At 60.1% G+C, this 9,186-nt stretch carries 9 protein-coding genes and 3 tRNA genes; 6 read left to right on the top strand and 6 right to left on the bottom strand.

The annotated features are described in order from the left end of the window. Window positions 1-25: 25 nt before the first annotated feature. Window positions 26-346, bottom strand: a complete 321-nt coding sequence (locus AC1DNK_RS16370) for a hypothetical protein (RefSeq protein ID WP_310298653.1) — start codon at window positions 344-346, stop codon at window positions 26-28. Between the two features lie 224 nt (window positions 347-570). Here AC1DNK_RS16370 and AC1DNK_RS16375 point away from each other — a divergent pair, with 224 nt between their 5' ends. Continuing rightward, window positions 571-1,407, top strand: a complete 837-nt coding sequence (locus AC1DNK_RS16375; protein WP_477942175.1) for a hypothetical protein — start codon at window positions 571-573, stop codon at window positions 1,405-1,407. A 118-nt stretch (window positions 1,408-1,525) separates the two neighbouring features. Here the strand turns inward: AC1DNK_RS16375 and AC1DNK_RS16380 are convergent. Further along, window positions 1,526-1,601 (bottom strand) — tRNA-Thr (locus tag AC1DNK_RS16380). A gap of 270 nt (window positions 1,602-1,871) precedes the next feature. Between AC1DNK_RS16380 and AC1DNK_RS16385 the strand changes: the two genes are divergently transcribed. After that, a complete protein-coding gene (locus AC1DNK_RS16385) occupies window positions 1,872-2,645 on the top strand; it encodes an NAD kinase (RefSeq protein ID WP_112537373.1) in 774 nt (257 codons plus the stop codon). A 2-nt stretch (window positions 2,646-2,647) separates the two neighbouring features. After that, window positions 2,648-3,172, top strand: a complete 525-nt coding sequence (locus AC1DNK_RS16390) for a hypothetical protein (protein WP_477942177.1) — start codon at window positions 2,648-2,650, stop codon at window positions 3,170-3,172. Window positions 3,173-3,226: 54 nt separating this feature from the next. Here AC1DNK_RS16390 and AC1DNK_RS16395 read toward each other — a convergent pair whose 3' ends face one another. Continuing rightward, on the bottom strand, window positions 3,227-3,364 hold the full coding sequence (locus AC1DNK_RS16395; protein WP_310298660.1) for a hypothetical protein: 138 nt from the start codon (window positions 3,362-3,364) through the stop codon (window positions 3,227-3,229). Between the two features lie 573 nt (window positions 3,365-3,937). After that, entirely contained in the window at window positions 3,938-4,828 is an 891-nt protein-coding gene (gene rlmB / locus AC1DNK_RS16400; RefSeq protein ID WP_112389737.1) for a 23S rRNA (guanosine(2251)-2'-O)-methyltransferase RlmB, read from the bottom strand. A gap of 203 nt (window positions 4,829-5,031) precedes the next feature. Between rlmB and AC1DNK_RS16405 the strand changes: the two genes are divergently transcribed. Beyond that, window positions 5,032-5,116 (top strand) — tRNA-Tyr (locus AC1DNK_RS16405). 31 nt (window positions 5,117-5,147) lie between these two features. Then, window positions 5,148-5,221: transfer RNA gene (locus tag AC1DNK_RS16410), tRNA-Gly, on the top strand. A 30-nt stretch (window positions 5,222-5,251) separates the two neighbouring features. On the opposite strand, the gene AC1DNK_RS16415 is transcribed toward AC1DNK_RS16410, so the two are convergent. Both AC1DNK_RS16415 and AC1DNK_RS16420 read right to left on the bottom strand, forming a co-directional pair. Further along, the gene (locus tag AC1DNK_RS16415; protein WP_477942178.1) at window positions 5,252-8,503 is read right to left on the bottom strand and encodes an AAA domain-containing protein; all 3,252 of its coding nucleotides are present in this window, start codon (window positions 8,501-8,503) and stop codon (window positions 5,252-5,254) included. A 3-nt stretch (window positions 8,504-8,506) separates the two neighbouring features. Continuing rightward, window positions 8,507-8,701: a hypothetical protein gene (locus AC1DNK_RS16420; protein ID WP_477942179.1), complete on the bottom strand. Its 195-nt coding sequence runs from the start codon at window positions 8,699-8,701 to the stop codon at window positions 8,507-8,509. A 338-nt stretch (window positions 8,702-9,039) separates the two neighbouring features. On the opposite strand from AC1DNK_RS16420, the gene AC1DNK_RS16425 reads away from it, so the two are divergent. Continuing rightward, window positions 9,040-9,186: GTP-binding protein (locus AC1DNK_RS16425; RefSeq protein WP_421387882.1), on the top strand; the 147-nt coding region annotated here is incomplete at its 3' end.

Here is a 9,186-nt window from a genome sequence, read left to right on the forward strand (position 1 = left end):
CCGGACATCCGGGGCTTTTTTCGTTCTAAAGGTTCAGGCGGAAATAGACGCCGTTCCGATGCGGCCGGTAGTAGCGGTCGCGATACCGCCAATCGCGATCACCCCGCCAGCGCCGCTCGGCCCGCCAATCCCGGTGGTGACGGCGGTCATAGCGCCAGCTGTCGCGATAACGCGGGCGATGATCCCGGTAGTAGCGGCGATCCCGGTGCCGGACCTGAACCACATCGCTCTTCTCGACGGCAGCGACCGGCGCCTGAGACCGCGGCATCGCCGCCGCAGGCTCGACAGCAACGAAGGCCGAACCGATGGAAAGAACAGCAGCAACCGCCAAATGGACGATTTTCATAGCGCATCTCCTTGCTATTTCATGACCCAAGGTGACCCCGCGGGCCTGAACTCGCTCTGAAGACGGGCTTCATGTCCGGTTCATCGAAGAGGACAAGAGATAGAGCGGCTTGAGCAACGAGAGATGCGACGGCGCACAGATAGCATCAGCGTCGTCGTGGCTTGCCTGTTCGATCGCAAGCCCGGCAAAAGCCTTCTATCGTTTAACAGTGCTTGGCCTATTCGATGGAGACGGACATGGATGAACCATTTCCCGCTATGTTCGAGCAATATGTGCTCCTGCTGACCGCAAAGCGCACGATGCTGAGAGCCGAGGCGGCAAGTGTCACCACGCTCGTTGCCGGTTCGTCGCATGGCGATTTCGGCTTCGATCCGGCGTATCTGCCCGGATCTTTCAACCTGTGCTGCCGATCACAGGATCTGAAATACTCCTACTTTCTCTACAAGACCCTTTCGGAGCAGCTCGAGTCGCTCCGCACCATCGTTGTCTTCTATTCGGTTTTCTCACCGGGATGGGTGCTCGATCGCTCGCGATCCGAAGGCATGATCTCGGTGGCTATCAATGAGCTGTTCAATCTCGGATTGGACTACGAGGATCCGTCGCTTACCAGCCTCTACGAAACCGTGGTGGGCAAACTTGGGGATTTGTCCGTGGACGTTTCGGGGCGCTCCGGGTTTCTGCCCGACTATAACAAGAGCTTCATGCCTCCGCGCATGACGACGGAACAGCGCGTCGCAGATCACATGAAGTTCAATCGTCGGGAAAACGCACTTCCTTATCTCGAAATGTTGATCAGCTTGTCGGCGCAAAACCGCCACAGGCTGCTTGTCGTCGTTCCCCCAGTCCGAAGCGATTTCCGGATTCGCGCCCCAGGTGCCGAATTGTTTCGCGGTCTGAAGCAGCGAACCGATGGGCATGCTCACGTCCAGGTGCTTGATCTCTATGACCACGATGATTTTGAAGACGGCTTTTTCGGAGATATGGATCATCTCAAGCCGTTGGGTCCAGGCACGGCGCTGCTGTCGCGTCTGGTTGACGAGGCCTTGAGCCGCGGGTCATGAGCGGGGCGCAATCGCGCCGTGCGCCATGTTTTGGGAGCGCAGCGTCAAATTCTGGAACAGGCACCCGCCTGCAGAGCAGGCGCCATCCGGCTACGCTTCTGATTTCGCTATGAGTGAGTGGTGCCCCCGGCAGGGTTCGAACCCGCGACCCCCTGATTACAAATCAGGTGCTCTACCAACTGAGCTACAAGGGCAATGCGTGCCAACTACCAGATTCTGAATTCGTGTAAAGGCAAAATCCGGCATCGGCGCGAATTCGTGAACGGTTTCGGCTGCAGAATCGCGGAAATCGTGCTGGGCGACAACAGCGGTTAGCGGAAACTATCGCGCCCCGCCGGAGCCGTTTCGCGGAAATGCCGGATGCTCACGCTTTGTCGCGTTTCCGCACTTTGTATTGATGTCAAAACACCTTGTCGCACAAGCCCTTTATCCTTTAGCTAGGCGAGCATAACAAAGGGCATTGAATGGGCCGGTCATTTCAGACGCTTGGTTTTCTGGCTTCCTCCACGACTGAAGCGCTTGCTGCGCGCGAGGAGCTGATTCGGATCTACGGCGACGTGCCGGCCGAAGAGGCGGATGTGATCGTCGCGCTCGGCGGCGATGGCTTCATGCTGCAGACGCTGCATGGAATTATGAACAGCGGCAAGCTGGTCTATGGCATGAACCGCGGCTCCGTCGGCTTCCTGATGAACGATTACCGCACCGAGGATCTGCAGGAGCGCATCTGTGCTGCTGTCGAAAACGTCTTCCGTCCCCTGCAGATGACGACGGCCAATGCCGATGGCACGAATTCCGAGGCGCTCGCCATCAACGAGGTGTCGCTGTTTCGCCAGTCCTATCAGGCGGCCAAGCTTCGCGTCGAGGTGGACGGCCATGTCAGGCTGCCGGAGTTGATCTGCGACGGTGTGATGGTGGCGACACCGGCGGGCTCCACCGCCTACAATCTTTCCGCACACGGCCCGATCCTGCCGCTGGAAGCGCCGCTTCTGGCGTTGACGCCGGTCAGCGCCTTCAGGCCGCGGCGCTGGCGTGGCGCGCTGCTGCCGAACAAGGTGACGGTCGATATCCATATTCTGGAAGCGGAGAAGCGGCCCGTGAACGCCGTTGCCGATAATTCCGAGGTCAAGTCGGTGCTGCATGTGCGCATCGCCCAGTCCGAGCACATGACGGCGCGCATCCTCTCCGATCCCGATCGTTCGTGGTCGGACCGCATTCTGGCAGAACAGTTCGAGGACTAACGATGAGGGCAGGGACTTTTCTATTGGCGGCCACACTCCTGACGGGCGCAGGGATTGCCGAGGCGGCTCCAGGCATAGAGACGATCCTGCCGTCCGCTGTCACCTTCGCCACCAGCACGGGATATTGGGAAGAAAGCAAGGCTGACATCGCCATCGAGCGCACGCCCGACGCGTCAGGCAAACCCGTATCTGCCGATCAAACGGCGGCAAAACCCGGAGAGTCGCGTCATGGCTATTACAAGCTCTTCTCCGTCCGCCAGGATGACCGCACATCGAAGGTCTATCTGCAGCAGGTGGCGCAAACCGATGGCGGGCCGCAGATCGTCTCTACTGTGGAACTGCACGAATTCACCGATCTCAAACCCTATGTCACCGATATCCGTCCGGAGAACTCGACTGGGATCATCAAACAGCCCGGACTGTTCGCCACCGTCTATCTGAAGACCGATCCGGACGCCGAGCCGGATGGATGGACCGTGCTGATCGACGAGTTCGGCGAGATTTCCGTCGAAAAGGCGACCAACTGACAAAAAAGCCCCAGCGATACCGGGGTTTTTCTTTTACTCGGCCGGGCGGCCGGCCTACTGCTGCACAGGCTCGTTGATGCTTGCCTCGATCTTGGCGCCGTTGCCGGTCTGTCCGGTGCCGGATGGCGCCATCATCACGATGCTCAGCACCGAGCCGACCATTAGAACTACGACGGCGATCATGATTCGCATGCGTTCTTCCTTGCATTAACCTGCGGGACAAACGCGCGGAGATGTTTGAGGTTCCGGAAGCCCTATTGCACAGGAGCTGGGGCAGAGGGCCCGGGGGCCGCGGGGGCCAGCGGATCGGGCTGGCGCACCGGATGGGAGGGATCGACCCAGACGAGGCTGAGAATGATGCCGACGAAGACTGCGACGAACAGAATACCAAACAGGAGGGGCCGGATTGCCATGCCGGATCGTTTCCTTCTCTCTTGCTGTTTTCGGTTCGCCGCCATCTAGAGCGTTTCCTGGTTATATTGAAGCATTCTGCCGGAGCAGGTTTTCGACGGGGCAAAGGCGATTGGCGAAGGGCATACCCCAGGTACGTCCGAGCCGATCGCCTTTGATCCTGGCGGAAAGATGCCCGGCCCCTGCGGGGTTGGCTGAAACGGGCCGCCTGATCGACCGGCTGGCTTGGCCGTAAATCTGGCTACGACGCGCGCCAGCCGGTCGACCATCCGACTCCGTTTGAGCCAACAGAATGCTTCAATATACCCAGGAAACGCTCTAGCCCCGGCATGCGTTCATTTTGAGACCCGGGTCCTATTTCGCGAGATATTGCCGCGCCGCATACATGGCGATGGCCGCCGCGTTCGAAACGTTCAGCGACTTGATGGCGCCGGGCATATCGAGCCGGGCGAGCGCATTGACCGTCTCGCGGGTCTTCTGCCTCAGGCCCTTGCCTTCAGAGCCGAGAACGAGCGCCACCTTGTCACCTGTGAACGTTCCCTCAAGCGGAGCCGGCCCTTCCGAATCGAGGCCGATCGTCACAAAACCGAGCTTGTGCAGCTCGCCGACGGCGTCGGCCAGATTGGTGATCTGGATATAAGGAATCAGTTCCAGCGCCCCGGAGGCCGATTTCGCCATCACACCTGATTCTGTCGGGCTATGTCTCTGGGTGGTGATAACCGCACCGGCATTGAATGCCACTGCCGAGCGCATGATGGCGCCGACATTATGCGGATCGGTCACCTGGTCGAGAACCAGAAGCAACGGGCTGTCCTTCAAGGCTTCCAGCCGGCGGACGGGCAGGGGCCGCGTCTCCAGCATTACGCCCTGGTGGATCGCATCGGGGCCGAGCATCTTGTCGATATCCTGCGGCGAGACCATCTCGACCGGGATCTTCATGTTCTCGGGATTGATCTCGAGGCGCGCCAGCGCATTCTGCGTCACGGACAGCTTGATGTTCTTGCGCTCGGGATTTTCGAGCGCCGCGCGAACCGTGTGCAGGCCATAGAGATAGACCTGCTCAGGCGCCAGAACCGGCGGCTTCCAGTCATCGCCGCCGCGCTTGCGCTTCTGCGGGCCGGGGGTCGGTATGTCGCCGCGCTCGCGCTTTGCATCGCGGTGCTGGCGGCGCAAGGTCGCATAATGCGTATCCTTGGCGGTTTTGTCGGTGTCGGGCTTGCCGGTGAATTTGTTGTCTTTGCTCATGCGGCTTTTATAACGGCGGCAACTCTCCGCGCATAGGACTTCTTTCACAGAGGGCCTTTCAACAGGCGATGAAATTTTTCACATTTTTTCCGCAGTCATCGTGTTGACATGAGGAAATCGTCCGGTCATATACGCGGCGCAGACCGAGGGGCGGCAACGCCAGACGGTCGCAAGCTTGGTCTTCCGATCCAGACGAAACGAATGGAGAGATGCCCGAGTGGTTAAAGGGGACGGACTGTAAATCCGTTGGCTCAGCCTACGTTGGTTCAAATCCAACTCTCTCCACCATTCGTTCTCTGGTCGGGCCAAGACCAATCCCGCGGGTATAGCTCAATGGTAGAGCAGCAGCCTTCCAAGCTGAATACGCGGGTTCGATTCCCGCTACCCGCTCCAGTTTATCCCTTGATCGTTTTCTCTGATCGTTCAGCCGCGTGCCATATCCGGCATGATGCGAAATGATTCGGCCTCCTGCCAGGCGTTGCTCACATGGGCCGGGGCATCCTTGCCGCGGTAGAGGAAAGATACCTCGTGCCGCTGATAGTCGCTATCGCGGTTGCGCAGCGCCGACAGCCAGTTGAACGACCCCTCGACAATCCAGCTGTCATCCACGGCTATGGTCTCGTTATGCACACCGTTCAAGGCCCAGATCTCGGCGCCGGCGTTCTGAAGCAGAGCAATTGCCGCTGCCGCGCCTGATTGCATAATTCCGCTACGGCCCGAATTCAAAAACCGGTCATAGGCGACAACCACCCGCACATTGTCCCTGCGTGCGTGGATCAGCGAGCCGAGATCGTCGGCCTCTATGGCTTTGTGCGACAGGTAAGGTGAGACGATCAGTACGCGGCTCTGCGCCTCGGCGATTGCGCTGCGCAGCACATGGCGATGTGCATCGAGGCTCGCCAGCCGCTCGAGATCGTCGGTGACGCGCAGCGTAAGAGGGCTGATCGAATCGATATCGGTAATTTCGTTCTCCGGCGAGGAGAAGAGATAAGAGGCGAGCAGGCCGGATGGCAGCGATGGTTGTTCGGGCCGGAATAGCCTGACGTCGCCGAACACCAGGAAACTCTCCCGCGCCCGGGATACCGCGACGTTCAGCATCGAGACGCCGCGGTCAAAAAACATGCCGGTAGATTGGCCCGCACCATAGACCGCCGAGAATAGGACAACAGGCTTCTCGGCCCCTTGCAGCGTGTGCACGGTGCCGACGGTGATCTCTTCCTGATCAAGACTAGCGCTCTGCAGCGCTGCGTTCAGGACCGGAATTTGGGCGCGGAACGGTGTAACGACGGCGAGCACGTCTCCGAGCTTACTGGCGCGGTGGTGCTCGATCAGTTGCGTCCGGCGGTGTGCGAGCCACCGCGCAAGCACTGCGGCCTCGTCGGCATTGGTCCAGCTCAGTCCATTCCGCATTGCCCGGCCGGGAACGTGGGCGTAGCCGAGCGGCGGCAGCGGATGTTCGCTGTCTCTACGCATCGGCTTCAGCGCGCCGCGATAGGCCAGCTCGTTGCAGTAGGCGATCACCGAAGGCCGGCACCGCCAATGCTCTTCGAGGAACAGTCCCCGGTGAGGCGGCAGGGTGAAGGCAGTGGCCGCCTGAGCCATCGCCATAACAGAACCTTCCGATGCCATCAGCCCGTTACGCTCTATAAGCGATCGCTCACCGCTCATCTCCAGGAATTCAAGGTTGCCGATATCGGTATCCGCGTCGATCCCCCAGACGGGCTCAAGCTGTTGCGTGTCGCCGACGACCAGCGCCTTGCGGGCGAAGGCGAATAAGGCGGCGCCGGCTTGCGGCGGCACTTGCCCTGCCTCGTCGATGATCAGCAGATCGACGAATTCAGTCAGTGGCTGAGACCGGCCGTTGAAATAGTCGCGCAGGCGCGGTGCGGTATAGGCGGTCGAGACGAGGCAGGGCGATAGCTTCGCGAAGCGCCGCCACCGCTTCTCGCAGGTCTCCCGGTCGCGGCCAGTAAACCTCTTGGTATTGCTGACGAGTGCCTCTGCAACTTCGATAAGCCATCGGCCCTCCCAATAGCGTCCCGCAAGGTGAAACAACTCCGGGCGCACCAGCATGTCCAATATGAGATCGGTCTTGCCGGGTTCTTGAGCAACAGTTTGCAGGGATTGAGAGGGGAGTAGCGAACGGAGCGACGCGATCCAAGCGTCCCATCCAGCGATGATCTTCTCGTTGGACGCAAGCTCTGTCTCGATATCTCCGACATGGGCACCAAGAAAGCGGCGTAGTTCCCCCGCGTCCAATGCGGTTTCCCATCCCCAGCGCGGGTCGGCGACGCCGTTGGCCGCCAGAAACGCATGAGTTCGAGCCCATAGCCGGCGGCGAACGGCGGGCAGCCAGGACAGCAGCGACTCGATCAGCGATCCATGCATCAACTGCAATGCCTGATGCACGATCGTCCGTGACCCATCAAGCCGGCGCTTTTGATCCATGGCGACAGACCTCAGGCGGTCGATATCCGTCCGGTTTGGACCGTGGCCCTCCGGCAAAAGTGCCAACAGGTTCATCCGATGACGTTGACTGGCTTTCAACGCTGTCGCCTTGGCCGCGAGAACCTGCCGTAGCGTCTCGACGGCCTCGCTGAGGCTCGTGGTTTTGGTGCCTGCCCAATGTTCGAACCGGCCAAGCCAGAATGCAGCCGCCCCGCGGACGTAATCGTCGTTTTCCATCTGCCCCGGCAGGCCGCTCCATGGCTGCCCGTGCTGGATGCACCAAGCGGCCGCCAATTCCTTCTTGATGCCCTTATCGGCCTCGCGTTTCGAGGGAAGGTAGAGACCGTATTGCGTCAGCTTCGGCAGCCACCGTTGAACGAGAGCCGATTTGCTGAGCGGATGATCGTCCGGTAGCGTCGCGCGCGCAAAGGTGTCGAGAATATTGGTGATGGCCTTGTTGTTCGTCGAGCTGGCCAGAATGACGGGTGGCTCCCCATTCTCCTTGAGCGCATGCTCGACCCACAGCGACGCAACGGCGCTCTGTATGAATGTGGTTTTCCCTGTGCCGGGCGGACCATTGACGGCGATGACGTCGCCGTTGCCGGATATCAGCAGCGCGTCGAGAGCGAGTCTCTGGCTGTCGTTCAAGGGGAATTCTCCGCCCATCTGGCCAAGATGGCGTCCGGCCGCCTCCGCCCTGTGGCGGGCCGAGCGTATGTCCTCGGGCGATGGTGGCGCGATGAGCTTGGCGAGCAGCGGCGGTGCCTCACTGCCGCTATCGATCAGATGTTCGAAGACGGCACGGATGGCGCGGCTCGTATCGGCAGGTCGTGTGCCGCAGGCAACGAACGGCCCGAGACTGACATGACGGGCAGGGCGGTAGCGTTCTGGCGGCTCGCCGAAAATCCCGGAGAAGGTCGCCACCGCGTAGGCCCAGAATGCGGCCCAGTCTGAATTTTCAGCCGGCGGAGGATTTCCGTCCAGGTATGTGTCAACGGCAGCCAGTGTCGTGAACGTCGGCGTGCCGGAAGCCAGCGGCGCAATGACCGCGCGATCGATGATGATCTGTTCCTCAGTGCTGCCCAGTGGATAGAGCCGTCCATCCCTGTCGGCCCTGAAGCAGATCCACAGCGGCACGCGCCGGTGCTTCATGGTGTTGAAGCTGGCCGAATGCAGATGTTCAGGCTCCAGTATTTGCATCGCCGCCACAAGGCTGATGGATTTCAACTCTTAGCGCGCTTTGCGCGAAAGGCCTTGCTCGGCCTGCGCCCACAGCGCCGTCAGCGTGTCATTGCCGAGATGACCAGCTGCCAGCTCGCGATAGCTGCACTCGCGAAGCGACAGGCTTTCAGGGTCAATATGGCGGTTGCCGTCGAGCAGGGCGGCGCGCCAATAGCGCAACAAGGCCTTCAGGGATAAACTCATGGCGGAATCGTCCTGACATAAATGCGCTGCGAAGATGCGGTTACGGCGCTTTCATCCGATACTACTCAGGCGCGCATTAACGAAATGTGCTCCCACCCGTTCCACGGAACGGCGGGTTTTTACCGTGGCTCACAGCTTTCCGGATTCTCTTGGATTTTCAAAAATTTCCAAGCCGGTTCGGTGCCGCGTCTTGCGTTGCGTCAATTGCTTCCCATATGGGCAGCAACCCCCGGAATGCCGTTCGCAATTAGGTCTTGCGCAATCTCGCCGAAAGCCTTAAACGGCGGCACTAAACCGGTTCGCCGGGGTCACCCATTTCGTTCACAGGAAGCATTCAAATGGCAAAGAGTAAGTTTGAGCGCAACAAGCCGCACGTAAACATCGGCACGATCGGCCACGTTGACCACGGCAAGACGTCTCTGACGGCAGCGATCACGAAGTATTTCGGCGAGTTCAAGGCGTATGACCAGATCGACGCTGCTCCG

The organism is Rhizobium sp. 01N424 (assembly GCF_056399485.1).